Origin of the sequence: Methanocalculus natronophilus, assembly GCF_038751955.1 — an archaeon.
Lineage (GTDB): Archaea > Halobacteriota > Methanomicrobia > Methanomicrobiales > Methanocorpusculaceae > Methanocalculus > Methanocalculus natronophilus.
The window spans coordinates 21,449-43,758 of sequence record NZ_JBCEXH010000005.1; the positions used below are offsets into that span (position 1 = coordinate 21,449).

At 54.1% G+C, this 22,310-nt stretch carries 19 protein-coding genes; 12 read left to right on the top strand and 7 right to left on the bottom strand.

Features of this window, described 5'->3' with window-relative positions; translation table 11 throughout:
• Nucleotides 1-174 precede the first annotated feature (174 nt).
• Genes ABCO64_RS06995 through ABCO64_RS07005 form a run of 3 tightly spaced genes read right to left on the bottom strand, consistent with a single transcriptional unit; the run spans nt 175 to nt 4,616 of the window.
• Nucleotides 175-795 (bottom strand): SIS domain-containing protein, encoded by a 621-nt coding sequence (locus tag ABCO64_RS06995; RefSeq protein WP_253459359.1) that lies wholly within the window; start codon nt 793-795, stop codon nt 175-177.
• 49 nt (nt 796-844) lie between these two features.
• Nucleotides 845-2,167 (bottom strand): sodium-dependent transporter, encoded by a 1,323-nt coding sequence (locus tag ABCO64_RS07000; RefSeq protein WP_253459361.1) that lies wholly within the window; start codon nt 2,165-2,167, stop codon nt 845-847.
• Between the two features lie 37 nt (nt 2,168-2,204).
• Complete coding sequence (locus ABCO64_RS07005; RefSeq protein WP_253459363.1) at nt 2,205-4,616, bottom strand: CDC48 family AAA ATPase; 2,412 nt, start codon at nt 4,614-4,616, stop codon at nt 2,205-2,207.
• Nucleotides 4,617-4,662: 46 nt separating this feature from the next.
• On the opposite strand from ABCO64_RS07005, the gene larC reads away from it, so the two are divergent.
• Both larC and radB read left to right on the top strand, forming a co-directional pair.
• Nucleotides 4,663-5,823, top strand: a complete 1,161-nt coding sequence (gene larC / locus ABCO64_RS07010; protein ID WP_253459365.1) for a nickel pincer cofactor biosynthesis protein LarC — start codon at nt 4,663-4,665, stop codon at nt 5,821-5,823.
• Nucleotides 5,823-6,497 (top strand): DNA repair and recombination protein RadB, encoded by a 675-nt coding sequence (radB, locus tag ABCO64_RS07015; protein WP_253459367.1) that lies wholly within the window; start codon nt 5,823-5,825, stop codon nt 6,495-6,497. The genes larC and radB overlap by 1 nt, the downstream gene beginning before the upstream one ends.
• A 66-nt stretch (nt 6,498-6,563) precedes the next feature.
• Here the strand turns inward: radB and dapF are convergent, their stop codons facing one another.
• Entirely contained in the window at nt 6,564-7,391 is an 828-nt protein-coding gene (gene dapF, locus ABCO64_RS07020; RefSeq protein WP_253459369.1) for a diaminopimelate epimerase, read from the bottom strand.
• Nucleotides 7,392-7,449: 58 nt separating this feature from the next.
• The gene (locus ABCO64_RS07025) at nt 7,450-8,412 is read right to left on the bottom strand and encodes a ribose 1,5-bisphosphate isomerase (protein WP_253459371.1); all 963 of its coding nucleotides are present in this window, start codon (nt 8,410-8,412) and stop codon (nt 7,450-7,452) included.
• 54 nt (nt 8,413-8,466) lie between these two features.
• On the opposite strand from ABCO64_RS07025, the gene ABCO64_RS07030 reads away from it, so the two are divergent.
• Genes ABCO64_RS07030 through asnB form a run of 10 tightly spaced genes read left to right on the top strand, consistent with a single transcriptional unit; the run spans nt 8,467 to nt 18,518 of the window.
• On the top strand, nt 8,467-9,306 hold the full coding sequence (locus ABCO64_RS07030; protein WP_253459383.1) for an HAD-IC family P-type ATPase: 840 nt from the start codon (nt 8,467-8,469) through the stop codon (nt 9,304-9,306).
• Nucleotides 9,307-9,352: 46 nt separating this feature from the next.
• On the top strand, nt 9,353-10,969 hold the full coding sequence (gene atwA, locus ABCO64_RS07035) for a methyl coenzyme M reductase system, component A2 (protein WP_253459386.1): 1,617 nt from the start codon (nt 9,353-9,355) through the stop codon (nt 10,967-10,969).
• A 1-nt stretch (nt 10,970) separates the two neighbouring features.
• The gene (gene mmp3 / locus ABCO64_RS07040) at nt 10,971-12,503 is read left to right on the top strand and encodes a methyl-coenzyme M reductase-associated protein Mmp3 (RefSeq protein ID WP_253459389.1); all 1,533 of its coding nucleotides are present in this window, start codon (nt 10,971-10,973) and stop codon (nt 12,501-12,503) included.
• On the top strand, nt 12,500-12,961 hold the full coding sequence (locus ABCO64_RS07045; RefSeq protein WP_253459392.1) for a methanogenesis marker 6 protein: 462 nt from the start codon (nt 12,500-12,502) through the stop codon (nt 12,959-12,961). Before mmp3 ends, ABCO64_RS07045 begins: the two co-directional genes overlap by 4 nt.
• 3 nt (nt 12,962-12,964) lie before the next feature.
• Nucleotides 12,965-13,414 (top strand): methanogenesis marker 5 protein, encoded by a 450-nt coding sequence (locus tag ABCO64_RS07050; RefSeq protein WP_253459395.1) that lies wholly within the window; start codon nt 12,965-12,967, stop codon nt 13,412-13,414.
• On the top strand, nt 13,411-14,655 hold the full coding sequence (locus ABCO64_RS07055; protein WP_253459398.1) for a methanogenesis marker 15 protein: 1,245 nt from the start codon (nt 13,411-13,413) through the stop codon (nt 14,653-14,655). The genes ABCO64_RS07050 and ABCO64_RS07055 overlap by 4 nt, the downstream gene beginning before the upstream one ends.
• A 9-nt stretch (nt 14,656-14,664) precedes the next feature.
• Nucleotides 14,665-15,249 carry a methanogenesis marker 17 protein gene (locus ABCO64_RS07060; protein WP_253459400.1) on the top strand — a complete coding sequence of 195 codons (585 nt, stop codon included), beginning with the start codon at nt 14,665-14,667 and terminating at the stop codon, nt 15,247-15,249.
• Complete coding sequence (locus ABCO64_RS07065; RefSeq protein ID WP_253459403.1) at nt 15,246-16,184, top strand: methanogenesis marker 7 protein; 939 nt, start codon at nt 15,246-15,248, stop codon at nt 16,182-16,184. The genes ABCO64_RS07060 and ABCO64_RS07065 overlap by 4 nt, the downstream gene beginning before the upstream one ends.
• A 6-nt stretch (nt 16,185-16,190) precedes the next feature.
• Nucleotides 16,191-16,628: a carboxymuconolactone decarboxylase family protein gene (locus ABCO64_RS07070; protein ID WP_253459406.1), complete on the top strand. Its 438-nt coding sequence runs from the start codon at nt 16,191-16,193 to the stop codon at nt 16,626-16,628.
• 36 nt (nt 16,629-16,664) lie between these two features.
• Nucleotides 16,665-18,518, top strand: coding sequence for an asparagine synthase (glutamine-hydrolyzing) (asnB, locus tag ABCO64_RS07075; protein ID WP_343089308.1), 1,854 nt, complete (start codon nt 16,665-16,667; stop codon nt 18,516-18,518).
• Here the strand turns inward: asnB and ABCO64_RS07080 are convergent.
• Nucleotides 18,487-20,001, bottom strand: coding sequence for a PKD domain-containing protein (locus tag ABCO64_RS07080; RefSeq protein WP_253459990.1), 1,515 nt, complete (start codon nt 19,999-20,001; stop codon nt 18,487-18,489). The two genes, asnB and ABCO64_RS07080, sit on opposite strands and share 32 nt — an antisense overlap.
• The gene (locus tag ABCO64_RS07085; protein ID WP_253459987.1) at nt 20,001-22,193 is read right to left on the bottom strand and encodes a Yip1 family protein; all 2,193 of its coding nucleotides are present in this window, start codon (nt 22,191-22,193) and stop codon (nt 20,001-20,003) included. Before ABCO64_RS07085 ends, ABCO64_RS07080 begins: the two co-directional genes overlap by 1 nt.
• Nucleotides 22,194-22,310: the final 117 nt, after the last annotated feature.

The window sequence follows — 22,310 nt, forward strand, 5'->3', positions numbered from 1 at the left end:
GTGGTAGAAGAGTCAGAGACAGGCATGGAGTGACGCCAGGATAGGGGCTCTGGTACTCGCGTGTCAGAAGCCCCCACCGCCCACTTTCCCGTCCGCACATGCTTCGCAAAGGAGTTTGAGCCAGGTTGCCGCAGATGCTTCACTCATTCCTGATTATTTTGGTTGCTGCATCGGTCACTGCATCGTTGTAAACCTGTCTGAGAACTTCTTCCTGACCTCGTCGGCAGTCAGGTGCCGCGCCTCCATCAGGGCAGAGATCACTGCATCTGAAAAGACAAGTGCTGCCAGCTCAAATGCCGACCCCCTGCCTGCCGGAACCTGAACCGACCGGTACTGGCCGGTAATCTGCCGGACCTCAAACTCATGGGGGATATCCTCAGCCACCCCGGATGACTCTCCGAGATCGATTGTGTGATCAACAAGCTCTGCTGCATGCGACTGAGGATTTGCCGTGATCAGGCAGCTCCACCCACCAAGATCGCGGACTTTTTCAGCGGCATTAACAACCGAGTTTGTCTCACCTGAACCAGAGAAGACAACGAGCATATCCTCAGATCCAAATGCGGGCGTGATCGTCTCGCCGATCACATAACTGGTAAACCCAAGATGCATCAGCCGCAGGGCAAATGCCTTTGCAACAAGCCCTGACCTGCCGGCACCCGTGACATAGATCCTCCGTCCCGAGAGGAGTTCTGAGAGGAAGACTCCTGCACGTTCAGTATCAAGCCGCTCTGCTACACGGATGATCATCTCTGCCGTATCAAGCATATAGCCGGTCAACTCGTCTGTACTCACAACAATCAGCTGATCAGAACTGGATCATTATGGTGTATCAGCATATCGGTCAGGAGAAGAGGTGATCAATCCCAAGAGAGATGAGCACCACCACCAGCACCGGGGGAATCAGGTACCTGCATACCAGGAGGATAAAACGTGGAATAGGACCTCGTAATCCTCCTTTCTCCCTGAGCAGTGCCGGGTCAAGCACCCATCCGAATGCAACTGCCATCAGGAGTGCGGTGAGGGGCAGGCCAAACGATCCAACTGTCTCATCCAGGAGATCCAGAACAGGGATACCTGAGATCGTGAGATCCAGTACAGAATAGCTGAGAGCCGAAGGGAGCCCGACTGCGATCACCCCGGCAGTCAGGACGGCACTCGCTTTCTTCCTGGATATTCCGCTCCGTGCAACCAGCGATGAGAGTGGCATCTCCATCATCGAGACAGTTGCCGTTAAAGCAGAGAAGAAGAGGAGAAGGAAGAAGAGCGCACCTATCCATGTTCCAAAGGGAATCATCGAAAAGGCCTCAGGAAGGGTTGTGAAGACAAGATCTGCGCCCATTCCAGGCGATAAGCCCAGGGTGAAGACGATCGGAAAGATGATGAGGCCGGATAGCATCGCAACTGAGATATCTGCAAATGTGATGTACACAGCAGATCTGGCAATCGGGACAGAACGCCTCAGATACGATCCATAGGTGAGAAGAATGCCGGTTCCAACCGAGAGCGAGAAGAATGCCTGGCCAAATGCTGCTCCCCAGAGAGCAGGATCGCCCAGCACCGAAAAGTCAGGCGTCAGGAAGAAGGCGATCCCGTCTCCAAACCCCGGAAGCGTGAGAGCATAGAGAGCCAGGGCAATCAGGATGACAAAACATGCCGGAATAAGTGTGAACGTCACCCTCTCTATCCCCTTTCGGATCCCAAGAGCAACAACCCCTCCAGTCAGCAGGGCTGCTATGATGAAGAAGAGAACCGGGAGATACCCGGCTGTGAAGTGGGTAAAATCACCTGCTGTACCGATAAATGAATACAATACAAATGCGAGTGTCCAGCCGGTAATAACAAGATAATAGCTGAGCACCACAAAACCGATCGCAATCATCAGCCAGCCAATCCCTGAGAAGAGACGGTGCACCTTCTCAAAAGCCGAGACCACATCCGCTGCAAGCGCACGGCCGGCCTTGATCTCGATGACCATCAGTGGAAATGCAACCAGCACCACGGCGAGCAGAAACGGGATAAGATACGCACCACCACCGTTCTGGCCGACAACTGTTGAAAAACGCCATATATTTCCGATTCCAACAGCTGCGCCGATGGAAGCAAGGATAAAACCGATATTGGAAGACCAGTGTTCAACTGAACCCTGATCCTCTTTGAGGGGCATCTGAAGAGGTGGGTTTGATCCCAGGCCCTCTTAGCATTTACTGGTATTCCACCGGCTGTGACTGGCGAGGGAGGCCGCCTTTGAAATGCTGCTGGATACGGGCATAATACTCCTTGAGCCGCTCGTTCATCGTCGGGTGGATCTTCTCCATCGCCTCGTTGAAATGGTGGATGGCAACAGACGATGCACCCTCTCGCATTGCGAGCATCCCGGCTTCCCGGCAGAGCCCCTCAAGGTCAGATCCGACAAATCCGGGCGATTTCTCTGCAACCGTTGCAATAACTGTTTCACGCGCAGCATCTGCATATTTCTGATCAAAGCGCTCTGCAAGGGTAAAGACCAGTTTCCGGATCTCGCTTTTCTTCAGGCCGCCCGCCTCGGTCTTCGGCATTGCAGCAGCAGCTTCCCTGACTGCATCGGCAGTTATCTCCGCACCCTCTCCAAGAGACTCGAATATCCGTTCAATGCAGCTATATTCACAATCCTTGAGAATGGCAACGATCTCTTCGGTGCTGCCCCCCTCAATCGGCATACCACGCATGTGAATACCCAGGATCTGCTTCCTGTCGGCTTCTTCAGGCTCCCCGATGTAGACGAGCCGATCAAACCTGCCTGGCCTGAGAAGAGCGGGATCGACAATATCAGGCCTGTTTGTCGCACCCATCACGATAACATCGCGGATCTCCTCGATCCCGTCGATCTCGGTGAGTATCTGGTTGAGCACACTCTCGACTGTATGCGACGTATCCCCAGACGCACCCCGTACAGGGGTCAGGGCATCCATCTCATCAAAGAGGATGATCGAGGGTGCCACCTGGCGGGCTTTCTTGAAAATCTCCCTGACCGCGCGTTCACTCTCCCCGACCCATTTAGAGAGGAGCTGGGGCCCTTTGACCGGGATGAAATTGGCCCCGGACTCGGTTGCTACCGCTTTTGCGATCAGGGTCTTGCCTGTTCCCGGGGGCCCATACAGCAGGACACCTTTTGGGACACGAATCCCAAGCTCCTCGAACCTCTCCCTGCTCGTCAGGGGGAGTTCAACTGCTTCCCGGATCTCCTGCCGGGCAGAAGCCAGGCCGCCAATATCCGACCAGCGGATGTTTGTTCCTTCAAGCATCACCTCACGCATTGCAGAGGGGAAGACCTCACGCTGCGCCTCCCGGAAATCATCTGAGCGCACCCGCAGTTCATCAAGAACCTCCTGCGGAATCGTATCCTGCTCAAGATCAATCTCCGGAAGATATCGCCTGAGCGCCCGGATTGCAGCTTCCCGTGCGAGTGCAGCGAGATCCGCACCGACAAACCCATGCGTCTCGGAGGCGATCTGCTCGATTCTGACACTCTCATCAACCGGCATACCGCGTGTATGGATATTGAGGATCTCCTCACGGTCTGCCTTCGGCGGAACCCCGATCTCGATCTCGCGATCAAACCTGCCGGGGCGGCGGAGCGCCTGGTCGATTGCATCAAGCCGGTTCGTAGCCCCGATCACCACCACCTGGCCGCGCTCCTCGAGGCCATCCATCATCGTCAGGAGCTGCGCAACAACACGCCGTTCCACCTCTCCTGTGACATCCTCGCGTTTCGGTGCGATGGAGTCGAGTTCGTCGATAAAGATAATCGACGGCGCGTTCTCATTTGCCTCCTCAAAGACCTCACGGAGCCGCTGTTCCGACTCGCCATAGTACTTCGAGATCACTTCCGGCCCGGCAATAGAGATAAAATGTGCGCCGGATTCATTGGCAACGGCCCGTGCAATAAGTGTCTTGCCTGTTCCCGGAGGGCCGTACAGGAGGAGCCCCTTTGGCGGCTCGATACCAAGCGTCTTGAAGAGTTCCGGGTGGCGTATGGGGAGTTCTATTGTTTCACGGAGGCGCTGAAGCTCATCTTTCAATCCTCCGATATCCTCATAGCTGATCCGTTTCAGCCCTTCGAAGCCGGGAGCCGGTTTATCTGATATGGTAATAGTGGTATTTCTTGTGATGATGACCGCATCCTCCGGATCAAGTGCGGTCACCTTGAACTCAATGAGCTGCGGGATCATCATGGCGCGGATAGGCACAACATCGCCTGTTGAGACAGGATAGTTGATCAGTCCCTGTGCAGCATGCTCCATATGAATTGTCAGCTGGGGAGGGAGGTTTTCGGGTGGAGCGATCACCACCTCCTTTGCCTCGATCACCGCTTCGACTTTGGTGATCTTTACCCGGTCGCCGATTGATACGGCAGCATTCTCGCGGGTAAACTTGTCAATCCGGATCTTCTGCTGGTCCCAGTCCTTTGCCATGGCACGCCAGACCTTTGCCAGCGTCTGCTTCTTCCCCTCAATTGCCACCAGGTCACCGGGGGAGACCCGGAGGGCAAGCATCGTCTCCGGATCGAGCCGTGCCTTCCCGCCACCCAGATCCTCAGGATAGGCCGAATCGACCTTCAGATACATTTCAGGCATTACTTTATTGTCATCAGTGTCCGGACATATAAGTAGTGTTTACGCGATGCGGACAATCCTCTTTGACCCGGTACATGGTGCAGCTGGCGACATGATCATTGCAGGCCTGCTTGCAGCAGGTGCAGACCGGGATGCAACAACAGGCGCAATGGCATCGATTGTTAGGGAACCAGAGATAACACGCGTAATGCGTGGAGGAATCCAGGCGCTGCATATCAGAACGCATGCGGAAGAGACGACCCGCACCCTTGACGAGGTGATCGCCCGCATCCGGGATGCCGATGTTTCCGATCAGGTAAAAGATATGGCAGCGCGGATTTTTGCTCGTATCAATGATGCAGAGACCCGTGTCCACGGGGCACATGCGCATTTTCACGAGGTGGGTGCAGATGATGCAGTCGCCGATGTTATCGGTGCAGTCACCGCACTCCTCTCGCTTGCACCTGATGCAGTCGCTGTCAGGACGATCCCGCTTGGGAGCGGGACAATTCAGTCCGCGCACGGGCAGATGCCTGTCCCGGCACCTGCAACCGCCTATATCCTCGAACAGTCCCATCTCAGCACCCGTATCGGCCCGGAAGGCGCAGGGGAGCTGGTCACCCCGACCGGGGCTGCAATCCTCGCCGAGTTTCATGCCATCTACGGAAGAGCTGCACCCGAGGGCAGGATTTGTGCTGTCGGCTATGGTGCTGGCAGCCGGAACCCCCCTGATTACCCAAATGTCCTGCGCGTGATGATCATCGGGGATGACACAGACAAGACAGATGTCGATATCCTGGAGACAAATGTCGATGATGTGGATGGTGAGGTGATAGGATCAGCAATTGAACGGCTCCACCGGGAAGGCGCCCGTGACGCCTCTGCTGCACCCATTATCATGAAGAAGGGGCGGCCCGGCCACCTGATCCGGGTGATCTGCAGGAAAGAGGATTCCGGCAGGCTTGCATGTATCCTTGCAGAAGAGCTTGGAACCCTTGGTGTCAGGTGTATCGGATCAGTCCACCGATTCATTGCAGAGAGGGAGTTCAAAACGGTCACGATACCAACAGGCGACGAGATCCCAGTCAAGATCGGGCACTGGGAGGGCCGGATCATCTCGGTCAAGGCCGAGTTCGATTCGGTTGCAGCGGCGGCAGAACGCCATGGTATGACAGTCCGCGAAGTGAAGCGTCTTGCTGAAGAGGCTGCCCGAAGGGAGCTGCAATAGTGGCAGAAGGCCGCGTAACCACAGGCAGTCCCGATCTCGATCAGATCCTTGGCGGCGGGCTTGAACGGCAGATGATCACCCAGATCTATGGTGAATCGGGAAGCGGAAAGAGCAGTATTGTGATCATGGCGATGGTGGCAGCCCTCCAGGACGGCCATCATGTCCTCTTCTTCGACACCGAAGGATTCTCAATGGATCGCTTCATCCAGGTGGCAGGAGGTGAGGAGGCTGCCGCTCTCCTGGCAACCCGCATCAGGCTGTATGAGCCAAAGACTTTTGCTGAACAGGGTATCTGCATCCAGGAATCAGAAACGATCCTCTCGGATACAGAGATCAGCCTCATCGTCATGGACTCGGCAACAGCACTCTACCGATCTGATCTGGAGAGGCGCGGCGACGCACAGAGGATGCTTGGGAGACAGATGATCGATCTGCTCGCCCTCTCCCGGAGATACAATGCAGCTGTCCTGATCACCAACCAGGTTTACACAGAGCCGGCCACAGGCCGGTTCTTTGGGCTTGGCGGGACAGCCCTCTCCCATATCTCAAAAGCAGTCGTCAGTATCGAGCGGATCAACCGGCACCGCCGGGCGGTGCTGGTGAAACACCGATCGCGGCCGGAAGGAGAATCCTTTGATTTTGTCATCACCGGCCGCGGCATCGGGCGGTGCTAAAAAAAACGATTGGCCCCTCTGAAAGAAGAGGAACCCACGATTATTGCCTGTACACAGTTTTTGGCATTAGAATTCGATCATGCCGATAAAGACCGGTTCAGCAGGGCCAGTCATTGTAGCCGGATCCTGAAGGCTGATCAGCAGGGGCCCGCCTTTTGTCTCGACCAGCACCTCACTGCCGACATACCCAAGCTTCTGGGCGACAGCTGCTGAGGCGGTTGCACCAGTTCCGCATGACCAGGTCTCATCCTCGACACCGCGCTCAAACGTCCGGATACGGAGGGTATTGTCATGCACCTTCTCGACGAAGTTGACGTTTGCACCCTGTGGAAATGTCGGGTGGTTCCTGATTACCGGGCCAAGCACCTTGGGATCTATTGCCCCAATCTCATCGACGAAGACAACCGCATGCGGCACCCCGGTATTGACAGCATAGACCTGGTAGGTGCTGATCTCTTCAGAATAGTCAAAGCCTGGATCGCCGGTTGCAGGGATATCAGCACGTGCAAATGCCGGTGTCGGCATCTGGATCGTTGCCATAAAATTCCCTTCCTGGTCAGCAGCAATCGAGACGGGAATAGTGCCTGCCAGGGTCTCGACAGTGCTCTTTTCCCCTACATAACCCCTGTCAAACGCATACCTGGCAAGGCAGCGGATCCCGTTTCCGCACATCTCGGCTTCAGACTCATCAGGCTGGAACAGGCGCATCTTCACATCTGCTGTAACGGATTTCGAGAGAAAGAGGACACCGTCCCCGCCGACACCAAAGCGGCGGTCGCAGAAGAGCATCGCAAACTTTGGCTTCATCTCTTCCGGTATCACGTCGGTCTCCATCTCATCAATCAAAATGAAATCATTCCCATTCCCCTGAAGCTTCACAAATTGTATACTCACACAATCACCTCATTCATCTTGCCCCTTCAAAAGAAAAAAGTATCATGCTGCCATCTCGTCAGGGAGAACCAAAACTGCCTGTTTGCAACTCGCGATCAATCATTTTGATATCCCAGCCGAGATGATCCCTGATGATGGCAGGCGCATAGCCAGGCGGTATCACGCCTGCCTCTGTTATGATCGAATCGATGTATGCGGCAGGTGTCAGGTCAAAAACCGGGTTTCTGACCCTGACAAAGGGAAGTTTTGCTGCCATCTCGTCAGGGAGAACTTCTGATCCGCTCCGCTCTTCGATTGGTATCATCTCACCAAGCAGTGTCTTTGGAGCGAACTTGTATGTTTCAGCAGCAATGATCATCTTCGTCCCCGCCTCATATGCAGCAAGGGCGATCTGGGAGGTGCCGATCTTATTGATGACACTGCCGTTTGCACAGACGGCATCCGCACCGGCAATCGCACAGTCCACATCATGAATAAAGACCCGCACAGCGGAATCGACGATAAAGTGGGTTTTGATCTCGTGGCGGTTGAGGGTCTCAATTGTGAGATGACCCTGGTTCCACGGCCTCACCTCTGTTGCATACACCTCGATCTCCCTGCCCTGCCGGTGTGCCTCGATGATACAGGCAAGTGCAGCTTCGGAATTGCAATGGGTGAGGACAGAGTCGCCATCATTGATCTGGTTTGCCCCCATACGTGCGATCCGTGAGACTGCCATCTCAGAGGATTCAATGAACGCCTCTGCGTTCCGGATCACCGATCTGCGCGCTTCTTCGGTATCGGATGCCTGGTGGATATCCCGCATGACGATATGGATGGCATTTGGAAGCGAGACAGCTGTTGGGCGTGTTGAACGAAGCAGCTCTGCAGCATCTTCCATGAACGAGACGAAATGACTAAGCCCGGCGGCATCAATCTCTCTGGCATGATCGCGGAGTGCTCCGGCTGCTGCCCGTGCAATCCTCCCCGCACCCCGGATCTGCATTGAGCGGATCCCTTCTGCTGTTTCGATCAGTGGCATATATGAACCGACGTTCCTTATCATAGATAAAGGTGGTATACAGGTGGTGGACAGATGACGATTGCAATTGTTTTTGATAGTGCCGGAACGCTGCTCCGGACCTACCGGGTGGCAAAGGACATCCCCGCAGGAAACCTCATCGAAGATGTCGAGTCGACAACCCTGACTTTCGATGATGCCGACAGGATCCTCGTTCTCCTCCATATCCGTTCCGAGGATGTGATCAAGGCTGACGGGGACATGCCCCTGTCAGCGTATCTCAGGCAGGAAGCAATTGATTTTGGCATTTCCTGTGGACGGCGGGTGATAGCACAGGAGGAGGTTGCCGAGATCCTGTACCATGACAGAGATGCACGTGTTTGTGATCTCCAGGAGACGATCCGGCATGTCTGGCATCGGTGCAGCAATATCAAGCCGGTAATGGCGATCAATTCGGGTGTGATTCTCAATGTACGGACACAGTCCATAGAGTTTACCATCACCGCAGGCGGCAGCCCCTTTCCCGGAGCAAAGGAGACGATAAGCAGGCTGCACAGGATGGGGGTTGCCACCTTTATTGCATCGGGAGACCGGGGATCAAAACTTGAAAAGATAGGAGATTTTCTTGGTATTCCGCATGATCGGATCTTTGGCGTCGCCACCCCGACAATGAAGGCAGAGATTGTACGAAGATTAAAAGAGAATTACGGTACAGTCGTGATGGTCGGGGACGGGATCAATGATCTCAGGGCTATGCGGGAGGCAGATATTGCTGTTCTGTCGGAGCAGCAGCCGGGAGAGCGAATCGAGGCACTCTGTAATGCAGCCGACTATACCATCCATACCATTGGCGAGATCATTGGCATTGGGGAAGGGCTGCAGCGATCAGATCCAGGGAACGCTGTTCATATATAAAGACTAATATGCTCCTTACTCTACATAACATATCAGAGGCTGCTTCATGAAACCTTTCATCACTGTCGAAAACCTGTGCATGGATTTTAATGGCACCCGGGTGCTGAGTAATATCAACCTTGAATTTGCTGAAGGAGAGACGGTTGGCATCATCGGGAGAAGTGGTGCCGGGAAGACTGTTCTGATCCATCTTATCCGCGGCATTGATCAGCCGCCGACTGAGGGGCGGATCATCTACCATATCTCCACCTGCGATGCATGTAACCGGATCGAACTGCAAAGCGCAGCAGGATCAGCCTGTCCGCGTTGTCCGGGGGGAACATTGCAGGCAAAAGATGTGGATCTCTGGAACGATGATGAGCAGATCAGGCGGAGCCTGATGAAACGGACAGCGATAATGTTCCAGAGAACCTTTGCGCTGTATGGGAATGATCGCGTCATCGAGAACGTCATGAAAGCTCTTGAGGATACAGGCTATCCCTCTGGAAAAGCCGTATCACGTGCAGCAGATCTCCTTGATGAGGTCCGCCTTTCCCACCGGATGATGCATATCGCACGGGATCTCTCAGGTGGAGAAAAACAGCGTGTCGTTCTTGCGCGCCAGCTGGCAAAAGAGCCGTTCCTCCTTTTTGCAGATGAACCAACCGGAACCCTGGATCCAAAGATGGCACGTGTGGTTCATGAAATGCTGAAGGAGGCAGCCAGTTCCGCAACAATGGGGATGATCATCACCTCCCACTTCGCCCAGGCAATAGAGGATGTTGCCGATCGTGCAATACTCATCGCAGATGGTGAGATCACCGCCACCGGAACACCCACTGAGGTTATTGCCACATTCATGAAGGAGCACTCAGACGGGGAGGTCTTCAACAAGGTTGAGACCGGAAATGCGCTCATCCGTTCAGATAATCTGAAGAAGCGGTATATCTCGGTTGACAGGGGTGTGATCCGTGCGGTGGACGGTGTCACATTCGATATAAAAGAGAAAGAGATCTTTGGGATCATCGGGACAAGTGGAGCAGGAAAGACGACTCTCTCACGGATGATAGCAGGCATTCTTGAACCAACAAGCGGAAAGCTCGAGATCCAGATCGGTGAGGACTGGATCGATATGGGCAAGCCCGGCTACCAGTTCCGTGGCCGTGCCAAGACATATATCGGGCTCCTCCACCAGGAGTACGACCTCTTCCCCCACCGAACCGTTCTTGACAACCTTACCGACTCTATCGGGCTTGAATTTCCAAAAGAGCTCGCGATACGGAAGGCGATGATCACCCTGAAGATGGCAGGGTTTACCGAGGAGAAAGGGCGTGCCATCCTAAACCGCCAGCCAAACAGCCTCTCTGAAGGAGAGCGGCACCGCGTTGCACTCGCACAGGTGCTGATACGTGAGCCGCGGATCATCATCCTTGATGAGCCAACCGGAACAATGGATCCGATCACAAAAGTCGATGTCAAGCATTCTATCCTCCATGCCCGTGAAGAGATGGAGGAGACATTCGTCATCGTTGCCCATGACATGGAATTTGTATCTGATATCTGTGATCGGGCAGCACTGATGCGCGGTGGCAAGATTGTCGCAATCGGGCCAACCCAGGAGATCATGGATCTCCTCACCTCAGAAGAGAAGGATATCATGAGTCAGGCACAGCAGGGAGAGTAACATGATATCTGTCAGCCTGGATGGCAGTCAGGTCCAGGTGGAGGAGGGATCATGCATTAAGGATATCCTTCCCGATCACGATCCCAACCTCTCGGTTGCTGTCATCCGCCCCGGTACTGTCTCTGAAGAGACGACCCGGCACTATCGTTTCGTCACAACCTCAGGTGAGTTTGTCGTGGAGATACCTGATGGAGAGGTCACCCTCCCTGACCCCGCAGATCCCGACATAGCTTCTGGTGTGCACTGGAGTGACCGCTATGCAGTGGCATTCGGCCCGTTCCCTGCTGTTTTTTCCCCGGCGAGGAGGGCGTCCCGGTATGGAAGAGGTGATCTGCTCATCGGCTGCGGTGGATATGATCCCAGGAGATCGTACCTGATCATCTCACGGCAGGAACACCAGGCAGATCATGGAGCAGGATCTGATGGCGGCATCATCGGCCGTGTTGTTGCAGGCCGTGCCGTCATTGACAGGCTCGCAACAGGAGATTCCATCACCGCAATTGAGAAGATGATCAGCTGGGCAGATACCACAACTGCTTCCACAACCAGAGATCTCTCGATCCCGCTTGAAGATGGGATGGAGATCGTCTCATACATCCGGATCAGGGCAGACGGCTATACTCAAGAGACAATTGACTGCAGTAATGCCCGATCTGCAGAGCACCTCCTCTTCAGCCTTCAGAGCGGCGTGTTCCATGCAGAGAGGGCAACATCAACCCACTGTATGGACGCCCATCTCGGCGCTCTTGATGTGCCTCATGAACAGAAACTGCCCAGGCGCGAGGGGGCAGTCACTATCCGGACAAAAGGGAAGAAGACCGGTGCCATCTACATCTACCGCGAGGATGTGGCAACAAGTCCCCACCACACGGTTGCAGGCGAGGTGACGCACGGTATAGAACTGGTCAGGCTCATTGGTGAAGGGGAGCGGTGTGCGACGGTCACCGAACCGGATCGTATCGATCTCCTCGGTATGTACCTTGAGGATGCGATTGCGTTTGCGAGCCGGTATGGCGTCACCGTCTCCTCAGATGTTGAAGGAAACGGCAGCAACCGGGTTGTGATCAGCCAGGAACCGGCAACAACCCTTGAGGTGCTTGATGAGAAAGCGGTGACACTCACCACCATGGTGGAGGAGGATGTCATCGACATCACGCTCGATGAGGAGAAAGCACCACGCACCGTCGATATATTCAGGAGATTTACGGGACTGAAGCTCTATTCGGTCGGCATACTCCCCTTCTTCTTCACCTTTGATGATGTCTGGCTCTTTGAACCCGACATTCCAGAGAAGATCAATATCATCCCGGAGAATACCCCCGAGGCCGTAGTCCCTCCACAATCACTTGGGATGACAAATGCCTCACGCAGGGGTGCAGGACTTGTCGGAGTCCGTGTATCAGAAAATTCCGAGTTCGGGCCGACTGCTGAACCATTTGAAGGAACAAACATCATCGGCAGGATCATTGATGTTGATAAGCTCGCTTCTTACAAGGAAGGAGATATCGTCTATATCAGGGAGGTGAAGGAATGAAGGAGTATACACCCGGCTATGTCGGAACAGTAACCAGGTATGTCTTTGTCGATTCCCCGACTGTCACGCCGCAGGATCTTGCCATCGCCGCATATGAAGTTGCAATGGGCGTGATGATCAAGGAGACCTGTTTTGGCGTAATGATTACCGGGACGGCAGATGAGGTCCGCCGGATCGAAGAGATGCTCCGGAGACTTGATCCCCATCACATCTTCATCAAGGACCGGGGATTCCCGCCGGGAGATGAGCGGAGATGCAGGGCAAACCTCGGCGGATCGAGGCCGGGCTATCTTGGGCACGAATTTGAGATGCAGATTGCGCGATTTATTTCACACGGATTGAAAGAGACGGATACCATGAAAGAGAATGACCTCAGAAAAGCCATAGAAACCGGTAAAAAAGAACGCTTCCTTGATATTGAAGAACTCGCCAGTCTTATTGATACAGAGGAGGCCTGACTCATGGCGAAAGTCTTCATCTATCCGGCAACAAGCCTGATGCTCTCTGACCTTGTCGCGCGGTACGGGCATGAACCCCTTGGTTCTGCGCTCTCTGTCCGCGAACATATCCAGGCAGGCGGGTTTGATTCTCCACCGCTCCAGATCACACCTGAAGATCCCAAGGTCGGCCTGCACTGGGCAGCAGTTGAAGTGCCCTCCGGGGTGCGGGGGAGAATGGCCCTCTATGGCCCCCTGATTGAATCAGCAGAGGCTGCAATTATCATCCAGGAAGCAGATTTTGCCTTCGGCTGCATGGGATGTGCCCGTACAAACGAACTGCTGATATTCCTGCTGAAACAGAAGGGAATTCCTGTTCTCGACCTTGACTATCCAAAGACAAAAGATGAGGGTGTCAGCTTTGTTGCAGCAATCAAATCGTTTCTTACGGATCTTGGGGGTGAAGACGCATGACAAAACCCGTCAGGATTGCACAACTCACCTGCGGAGCTGAATATTCCGGCATCCAGGCAGAGATTGATCAGGCAGCCCGGTCAGTCGATGCAGAAGTCTTCTATCCCGACCTGTCACTCCAGGATCTGAGGAAGAGTTTTGATTCTTTTGGGCTGAATGTGAAGAGCCCTGACCTGAAACTCGCAATCGCACGGGCAGAAGCACTTGTTGCGGGAACGGTGGATGCTGATGCGGTCTTCATCGGAAGCTGTTTCAGGTGTGCCGAGGCGGCAATTGTCAGAACCGAGCTCCGCCGCTATATTCATATGAATTCGACCCTGCCGGTCGTCTCCTACTCGTTTACGGAACGGACCACCTCAGGCACCCTGCTTACAAGGATGGAGGCGCTGACCACCATCGCACGCCGGCGTGCCCTCCTCGCCCGTGAAGAGCAGACCGGGATCACGCTGGGTGTTGACTCGGGTTCATCAACAACAAAGTGCATTGTGATGAAAGACGACGAGATCATCGGAACCGGGTGGGAGCCGACAACAGAGGTCTTAAAATCAGCTGATCTCGTGGTAGAGAACGCACTTTCTGAAGCGGGTCTTGCAAGGGACGATATCGAGGCTATCGGAACAACCGGCTATGGCCGGTTTCTGATCGGAAAACACCTGAATGCGGATCTCATCCAGGAGGAGCTGACCGTCAATTCAAAGGGTGCGGTCTATCTTGCAGAAACCCAGCGCGGCCCGTCAACAGTTATTGATATCGGCGGTATGGATAACAAGGCAATATCAGTGATGGACGGCATCCCGGGGACATTCACGATGGGCGGAATCTGTGCCGGTGCGAGCGGCCGGTTCCTTGAGATGACTGCAAAGAGGCTTGGTATTGACATAACCGAGCTTGGACCCCTTGCAATGAAGGGGATGTCAGATGATGTCCCGATGAACAGCTACTGTATCGTCTTTGGGACACAGAGTCTTGTGAATGCGCTTGCTGCTGGCAGCACTCCCGAAGATGTGGCTGCTGCTGCCTGCCATTCGGTTGCAGAACAGGTCTTTGAGCAGCAGCTCCAGGAGGTCGATATCCGGGAGCCGGTGATTATGGTCGGCGGGACATCGCTTATCGATGGGCTTGTCCGTGCCATGGGAGATCTCCTCCAGACCGAGATTGTTGTCCCTCACCATTCACAATACATCGGCGCTACCGGTGCTGCCCTCCTGGCGTCGGGGTATATCGACCAGAAGACGGAGTGAGTCTGGCGTATGACGATGATGGAACAGTTTGAGGTGGAATGTTTCGAGGAGGTTGGCAGGAACTTCTACAGGCAGATCACAGAAACGGTCCTCCTGGATCATAACCTCACATCAGTCATCTCCAGGCTCAGGATCTATATCGATCCGAAACTTCCCATCTTTGTTGCGGTCGGCACCATCCGTGATGCAGGATCTGCTGTCCGGGTATCAGATATCGGATCCATCCATGATCGTGGGGACAGCGCCGTCATATCGGTCAGGGACGAGACCTATCTCGCCACCTTCCTCTCGCGGTTATACGAGCTCTTCGGCCATGATAACGTCGATCAGCCCGACCGGTTCACCATTGTCATCTCGAATGTGGCGATTCCGGCTGAGTTTGAGTCGCTGGAAGTTGCGGATCGGTCTGAGACGGTTCTCCGTGATCTCATCTATGCGATGACCGTGATCGCTCCTGAAGGCTTCAAGGTCAGGAGGCAGTATTATGGAAAACGGCAGTTTTTCTATGCTGCAAGTGAAAATACCCTGCCTGAGCATGTGATTGAGGATATCATCAGAGGGCAGTTTACCCTGATCGGGGAGGAGCTCACATGATTCTTGTCCCTATAACCTATACCGGCGGTATCTACCGCCATGACGAGGTTGTGGATTATATCGAGGATCTCGGCGGCTATATCATCCAGAAACATGATATCGCCCAGGAGATCGTCCTTCAGGTACTGATACCAAAAGACGATATTTCGCGTTTCACCGAATTCACCCGGCCTCTTGCTGGTGAGGTGAGTGAATCACCCCTTGTCGGGACAGAGATTGCTGTTGTCATCCCAAGCCTTGAGATTCATCATCTCCCGCATTCAGCCTGCGACATCGCAGAATACCTCAGGACTGTTGGTGCAAAGACGAATATGGTCGGTCTTGCCCGTGGGTTTGGGAAACGGATCGCCCAGCTGAATGACGAGGAGCGGGATGTCATCAATGAGCATGACTGCGCCGTCTATGTGCTCGGTAATTTCGAAACCTGTATCGAGCAGAAGTTTGATACACTCCGCCGTGGTGTGCATGTGCCGATCATCCTGACCGGTGCACCCCCGGAAGAGGCGCTCCGGCGGATCACGGATCCACCGGCTGCCGGGTACGTCGGGAATCTCGGACGGTTTATGCACCGGACCAGAACAGAAGCTGATATCGGACGGCTTGATGCCGTGGTCGACGAGGTTGCAAGGGTGCTCAATGTCACCCGCGACGAGATAGCAAAAGATCCACTCTCCGTCTCTCCGGCCCGGCTGAAAGAGGTGATCGAAGAGCAGGTTCCTGAGATTCATGAAGTCTATTCTCCAACCCCCCTGACGGTTCAGCTTGCAGGACTGAGGATCAAGCTCCCCTTTGACCGGTATGCAGCCACGATCAAAAAACTCACACTTGAGGAGGGGGTGCTCCTCGGAGATGTTGCCAGGATACGCCCGTCACGAATGCGTGACTACATATTGGTGCAGGTCAAACCCTTCTCAGAAACTCATATCGTGGTGTAGCCGGTAATGGAATTTGATGCAATAATCCAGCGTATCAGGGAGGAGGGATCAGCCAGGACAGCCAGGTGCTGGCTTGATCAGATAGAGGAGGAATATGGTGCAGTCCCGCTGATATTCCAGAGAATGAGCGAGAAGCCCGAGGTTCTCATCTCCCATCTTTTATACAAAGGATCCGTCACCCAGCTCTCAACCCTTGAGCCGAAAGTGGTGGAGCTGATCAGCCTGGCAGTCGGTGCGGCATTGAAATGCAGCCATTGTGTCGAGTATCATATGAAAGCAGCACAGGCAAAAGGTGCAACACGGGAAGAGATCCTCGAAGCCGTACTGATTGCCGGACTGCTTGCAAACGCAGCAGTGCTTGCTGATGCCTACCGTGTCGTGAATGGTGCAGAATGCGACGCCTCCTGCGACCTCTCAGGTGTTCCAAAACAAAATGACGAGTAGCAGCATTTATCGCAACTGAGAACACTCTATTTTTTTATGTCCGGTATAGCAGGCTCTTTTCAGTTTCAAATCGGGTCCCCTGACAGGGATCTCGTCAGGAATATGAGCGAGGTCCTCAGGCACCGGGGACCTGATGGGGGCGGTATCTTCTCTTCCGGGAGGGTCTGCCTGGCTCACCGGCGGCTTGCCATACTGGATCTCTCTGATGCCGGCAGGCAGCCGATGGCAAATGAGAACGGAACCCTCTGGATGGTGTATAATGGAGAGCTCTTCAATTATCCTGAACTTCGGACTGAACTGATCAGATCTGGCCACCGGTTCACTACAGAAACCGATGCCGAGGTGATCCTTCATGCATATGAAGAGTGGGGGCGGGACTGCCTCTCCAGGTTTAATGGCATGTGGGCGTTTGCCATCTATAACACCCATGACGAGACCCTCTTCTGCGCACGGGACAGGTTTGGGATCAAGCCCTTCTACTATACCAGGGTTGACGGCGGGATACTCTTTGCATCTGAGATCAAGGCGCTCCTTCTCCACCCCATGGTGGGGAGGGAGCCCGATGACGAGATGGTCAGGACGTTTCTTGCATGGGGTATCCATGACCACACTGACAGGACGATGTTTGCCGGGGTGCACCAGATCCGGGGTGGCCATAGCATCACCTTCCTGCCATCCGGGGAAGAGGAGTATGAATGCTACTTTGATCCGGATGTCAGTTCTGAAACTGCATCTGATCCAGAAACCGGGAAGAAAGCCAGCGGGACACTGAATCACCTGCTTGAGGATGCCATCCGGCTCAGGCTTCGATCTGATGTGCCGGTCGGTACATGCCTCTCTGGCGGTATCAACTCTGCCACCGTCACCGCCCTGATCAACCGGCTCATCAGGACGGAGTCACCTGATAGTGTGGGAGATGTGCAGAAGACCTTCTCTGCCCAGGTTGCGGATCCCGGATCTGAGGAGAGAGGATCTATGGATAGCATCCTTGATGCAACCGGTGCTGCCAATGAACGGATATTCCCAGGCCCCGCCGGTTTCAGGGACGATGTTGCCGATATGCTCTATATGATGGATGAGCCGTTTGGATCCCTCGCCTGCTATTCCCAGTACTGTGTAATGCGGGAAGCAGGCAGGCACGTGAAGGTCGTCCTGGACAGCCATGGTGCTGACGAGGAACTGGCCGGGTATATCGGGTACCTGCCTGCCCTTGGACGGGAGTTCCTGGCAGGGGGACACTATCTGAAGGCACTTTCAGTATGGTATCAGGTATTTCGTCGCCATTTCTCCTTTTTCCTTGATGCGAAAGCACAACGTGCGATCCAGAGAAGACGGAGAAGATGTATCAGGGGAGAGATTCCATCAATCAACCGGTACAGCGGAACTCTCTCAGAAATTCTGAAACGGGAGCTCATGGAGACGAATCTCCCTGCTCTCCTGCATTATGAGGACAGAAACTCAAGTGCCTTCTCAATTGAGGCAAGAATGCCGTTTCTGGATTACCGGGTTGCCGGGTACATCGCGTCCCTGCCGCTTGACCAGAAGGTGAGATTTGGGAGGACAAAATGGGTGCTTCGGGAGGCGGTTGTAGGAATTGTCCCGGACGCCGTCAGGAACCGCGATGATACGATGGAATTTCCGACTCCCGAGGCTGCCTGGATGAGGGATGAGCTGGCCGGGATGATGCTCTCTCTCTTTGAATCAGAGAGCTTTTTGAAGAGACCCTACTGGGATGCGGGCTGTGTGCTTGAGGAGTACCATTCTTTTCTCAATGGACGGTCACCGTATTCAGCAGATCTCTGGCGGTTTGCCTGTGTTGAACGATGGCTTCAGATGTTCTTTGACAGAAGGCCGGCCATCAGAGACGCTGCGCATCCATTATCTCCCTGATGAGCCGGATATACTCGGAGAAGAGATCTTTTGGATTAATAAATGGAATATCAAGAGAAAGATCAAATGCCGGCGACCTGTTGGTAACAGATGAGTCATTTGCCGTTACAGTCATTGTTTCTGGATCTTCGGGCTCGGGAACCGGTGTTACAGTCGGTTGCATGACGGTAATGAGATCGGTCTTTTGAACAACATCAAAGCCAAATTCGTTCCTGACGGTCTGGGTAACCGTATAGGTGCCGGGTTCGGTATAGATATGTTCAGGGTGGCGATCCCTGCTGATTTTTCCATCACCAAAATCCCATCTCCATGCTTCAGCTCCGCCACTGGATTTATCCGAGAACCTGACCTTCAGTGGTGCTGACCCGATTGTCCTATCCACGGAAAAATCCGCTTCAGGAAGTGCAATGACAGTAATATAGCCGCTGCGGGAGAGTGACCCCGACACCTGGCCGCCTGATGCGGTGAGCGTCACTTTGAATGTGCCCGGATACTGGTAGGTATGCTCAGGATTCCGGGTACGGGCAGTTTTCCCGTCACCAAAATCCCATCTCCACTGGTTTGGATTGCCCCCTGATATATCCGTGAACTGAACTGTCAGTGGAGGACTGCCACGAACTACATCTGCTGTAAAATCAACAACAGGCCTGGTAGCGACAATAACGAGGTTGTCCCTGACAAGGGTGTCAGAATCATATGGATTATGGACTTTGAGCCTGACGGGATAGACACCCGGCCGTTCATAGGTATGAACCGGGTTTTGCTCTGATGATTGTTCCCCATCACCAAAATCCCACTCCCATGTGGTGATCCCACCACGGGATTCATCTGTAAATGAAACCGTAAAGGGTGGTTCTCCACTTGTCTCATCTACAGAGAAGGCAGCAACGGGCCTTTGATAGACAGTAATCTTATCACGCCATGTCTGCGAGAAGCTCCCGGCGGGGTTTTCAATCCTGAGGGTTATCGAGTAGGTGCCGGGTTCTGTATAGGTATGGGTCACTCTCGGTCCTGTTCCTGAAGCACCATCACCAAAATTCCAGTGCCAGCTCGTCGGCTTATGGGTTGAATCATCGGTGAAGGTAACGGTAAGCGGGGCAGTGCCAGAGGTTGCAGATGCCGTGAATCCAGGGATGGGGACATAATCACCTTCATAGATCACCACCTCATATGGCCGGCTCTGGAAGTTCTCTCCATCAGTTACGACATGCAGGACACCACGCCATGTACCCGGACGGTTGAATGTCGGTGTGACAGTTCTTCCACTGGCAACAATTGGCGTTGCTGTTATCGGATCACCGACCCTCCTGAACTGCCATGACCATTCGGTAACCCCGGTTTCATTTCCTGAGACCGAACCGGTGAATGTAATCTGTGCGGGGATGACGCCGCTTTTTGTGTCGCTCTCGACCATCACGTTGACAGCAGAAGCGATCCCGCAGAGGAGCAGGAGAGCAAGGAACACAAGAAGAAGGGATCGCATCAGAGAAAACCACCTGTGATGAGGAGGAGGGCGACGAATAGAGCGATGTTGCTTGCAACAGGAGGGAAGAAGGAGGCAGGAACAGAGAAGTCAAATGCACTCCTGAGCGCTCCTGAGAGGATCAGTACAGACCAGAGTGGAGCTGTCAGAATACCAAGAAGTGGCACGATACCGATGATGCCAAAGGGGAGGGAAGAATAGAATGTGATCCCAAGCACCTTGCGAAAACTCCCTTCCTCCCTTCCGACGATGAGATAGCCAAGTGTTGCGGCAATAGTTGCAGAGAGAAGAGCTGCAAAAAGGGCTGTTGCCGTAAAGGTTGCCATGATCACAGGATCGGTGATCAAAGCCGATATGATCGGGTAGAGAGACTCATCAAACGATGTATAGGTTGAAAAAAACCCGATAACCGCAATGTTGCCGAGTATGCAGACAAGTATCGAGGTGAGGAAGAAGAGGAGCGGCAGCCGGATGGGATCGTCCCTGAACCGCTCTGCTGCTGATGGGGTAAAAAGGAAGGTCTTCAGGCGTCCGGGCTCCCGTTTCGGATCAGGAGGAAGTGCTACAGTCTCCTCCGGGAGCATGAGTACATATTCATCCAGGCCGCGCCAGTCACGATCTGCTGAAAGACGGATGCCGCAGATATCGCACCAGGGACTCTCAGGGAGCGTCAGCGTTCTGCAGGCTGGACAGCGTTCTGCAGGCTGGACGTACGCCTCCCCGGGAGGTTCTTCTTCCCTACCGAATCCATCAACAGCCGTTTCGTCCTCCTCTTCGTGCTCCTCGAGAGGCATGTCCTGTCCCTGATCCGGAAGGGATAGAGCCTCGTCTGCAGTATTGTCAATCAATGGCGGAGGAAGCTCATCTGCGGTGAGAAGAGAGATCCAGGAGTCGCGCTCAGCAGGATCCTCAAAGACAATTCGCCGTTCAATGATCTCTTTTTCTTCTGAGAGGAACGAGACAACCATTGCAGGCCTCCCCTCGAGATCAAGTGTCGGGGAGGCGTCAAGTATACAGCGTGCCGGAAACTCTTCAATGACTGCAACCGAATCGGCATCTCCTTCGTATATGATCAGGCGTTTTGAGGTGAGGAGGAGACCCACCTGTTCTTCTTCAAGCATCAGGCAGGATCTCTGGCAGATGGGATACTCCATCCGGGGCTGTTGTTTCTTTGGGGAAGGTGCCCTAAAATCAGATTCAAACGGTCTCCTGTTGATGATCGCATGTACGTATGAAATGAACTGATCCCGGCCACCGGCCCCACCTGCGTCTTCTGAGAAGGAAAGGATCATCGTCTGGATCCCCCCTGGCGTGTTAATTGCAAGGGCTGCTGAATGGATGCCTTCGGAGGTGAACTCGGCCGTGACATCAAAGATCGCGTCCCGTACAAACTCCCTTGTTCTGCCATCCCCGTTCTCTGGAGAAAGCCGGATCCTGTCCGGGAGGAGTTCGGCATTGAAAGAGTGGCCCTTGATGGCGATTCCCGGGAGAAGAAGAGGTTTTGGGGATGGTGTTGTTGAAGCTGCAGGTGTCTTTTTGTTGACAGGAGCTGTGATCAGCCCGACTGCCCGGTCACGGGCCCGAGCGCCACCCGCATGCTCCGGAAATGCGAGGAGGAGCTGCCTTCTGCCACCCGGGGTCGTGATACCAAGCATAAGCTGGGGGATACCCGTCTCACCGGTCTCTGCGGTTGCATCAACGACTGAGTCCCGTGGGAATATCCGTTTTTTTTCTGCAGGGTTTTCAGGTGTAAGCGTGACTTCCTGGGAGGAGATGCCAAGAGCAAAGCCGGTTCCCTTGATCAGGATACCGGGGATGGTGATTGTTTCGTCTCCAGGTCCTGGTGCTGATCCAGACGGTAGAGCATCCCTGGTCACCTGCTGCACCTGCGCTTCCAGCCTGTCCCGCCCTGAGGCTCCTCCTGCCCATTCAGGAAACGAGAGGACGATTCTTTTGATGCCGCCTGGTGTCCTGATTGCAAGCGCAAGTGCGGGAAGACCCTCGCCATCGGTCTCGGGTACTGCATCAAAGATGACGGAGCCCTTAAATTCCCGATCCTGGCCGGCCCCGGATTCTGGAGCAAGCAGAATCCGGCTTGTATCTACCGATACGGTGAAGGGCTCTTTCTTGATCGCTACACCACGAAAAACGCTGCCTGATGACGTGTCGGGATCTCTGGGCTGATCGTCCATTTATGAGTACTATCTTATATTCATACAGAGATAAGGTCTTTCTCCTCGACAATAATTCAGCTGGCCGGCACTGGAGCAGATAAGAGTATATATCCTGAATCCAACAGAAAAGGAAGC